Origin of the sequence: Chitinophaga sp. ARDCPP14 (assembly GCF_051362515.1) — a bacterium.
Lineage (GTDB): Bacteria > Bacteroidota > Bacteroidia > Chitinophagales > Chitinophagaceae > Chitinophaga.
Genome location: NZ_JBKIXB010000022.1, coordinates 1 through 1,801 on the forward strand (window position 1 = coordinate 1; position 1,801 = coordinate 1,801).

The following is a 1,801-nucleotide window of genomic DNA, read 5'->3' on the forward strand; positions in this document are numbered from 1 at the left end:
GAAGCTGTCTCATAAATAAATGAGGCAGCTTTTTCATTTTAGGCTTTAAGGATGGTTTTATCCACAATTTGCAGTTGAAAAAAAGGGAAGTTGTAAGTGTTTACGCACCAGAAGTTATTGTGTAAATTTAAGGATGGCAAGAGGTAAAAGCTTATCAGTAGCATTTAAAAGCACCCATCAGAATCAGGGGATGTTATTTCCTCCAGATCTGAATGAATTAATATCATCAGATCACCCTGTTCGTATAGTTAACGATATCATTGATCAGATTGATATCAGTATGTTGCTTCTGCAATACAAACCCGGAGGAGCCAGCAGCTATCATCCTCGTATGCTGTTGAAAGTACTTGTTTACGCCTATGTAAATAATATATATAGTAGCCGTCGTATAGAAGAGGCACTACATCAAAATATTTACTTTATGTGGGTTAGCGGGATGAATAAGCCCGATCATAATACGGTAAACCGTTTCCGAAGTGGTCGTCTTCAAAAGACGTTGCAGCCAATTTTTACCCAGGTGGTGCACTTATTATGCGCCGAAGGGCTTTTGAGCATAAAAGACTTGTATACAGACGGTACTAAAATAGAAGCGAATGCCAATCGTTACAGCTTTGTCTGGGGCAACAGTATAAAGCATAATAAGGAGAAGATCAGTAAACAATTAAATGAGCTGTGGAAGTATGCCCAGTCTGTAGCAGCAGCAGAACTGGACGACGATACTGACCCTTCCGGCTTTAAGAAGATAGACAGTACTAAAGTGCAGGCAACGATAGCTGCTATTAATGAAGCATTGAAGGATAAGCCGGTTGATAAGAAGATGCGTCAAAAGTTAGGTTATGCTGGAAAACACTGGCCGGCCGCCCTTGATAAATATGAACAGCAGGAGAAGATATTGGGACCAGGAAGAAATAGCTACAGCAAAACGGATACTGATGCCACTTTTATGCGTATGAAGGAGGATCACATGAAAAACGGTCAGCTTAAACCCGCCTATAATTTACAGATTAGTACTAACAATCAGTATATACTCTCTTACAGCCTTCATCCCAACCCTACAGACACCGCTACTCTTAAAGATCATCTTTCACAGCATATCAAGCAGCTTAAAACAAAGCCAGCTAATATCACTGCTGATGCGGGATATGGCAGCGAGCAGAATTATCAGTGGCTGGAGGATAAGCGAATTACTGCTTATGTTAAACATAATCAGTTTGACAGGCATCAAAATAAAAACATACGTTATAAAAAACGATTTACAGTAGATCAGCTTGAGTATGATGATAAGAAAGATAGGTTTAAATGCCCCGGCGGCCAGATCCTAAGTAGAAAGCGAACCTATAAAAGTCGTTCCCGGGCCGGCTATGAGCAAACTATCACTCAATATCAATCCCGCAATTGTGATGGCTGCCCACTTAGGGGAGATTGTCACCAACAAAGCGGCAATCGGATTATAGATGTTAATCATAATTACAGAAGACTTAAAAACCAGGCAGAGAAACGATTAAGAACCAGGCGTGGCATCCAGAAAAGGAAACAAAGATGCTTCGATACAGAACCCGTATTTGCTAACATTAAGCATAATCATCATTTTAAGAGATTTATGCTTAGGGGGATAGAAAAAGTAACAGTGGAAACCGGATTACTCGCTCTTGCACACAATATTAGAAAGAAAATAGCTTGCTAAAGCAAGCTGACATTAACTATTTATTCTCTTAAAAAACACCTGATCATCATAATGATTATTAGGCCATCTTTTGGCTAAAACAAAGAAGCTGTCTCAATTAATTATGAGACAGCTTCT

General features: G+C 39.5%; 1 protein-coding gene. It reads left to right on the plus strand.

From position 1 onward, the window contains the following. Window positions 1-133 precede the first annotated feature (133 nt). Window positions 134-1,684, plus strand: coding sequence for an IS1182 family transposase (locus tag ACLHR0_RS31585; RefSeq protein WP_436491691.1), 1,551 nt, complete (start codon window positions 134-136; stop codon window positions 1,682-1,684). Window positions 1,685-1,801: the final 117 nt, after the last annotated feature.

What these genes read in the sequence shown, in the direction of transcription:
- ACLHR0_RS31585 (WP_436491691.1), top strand. Translation starts at nt 134, where the DNA reads ATGGCAAGAGGTAAAAGCTTATCAGTAGCATTTAAAAGCACCCATCAG.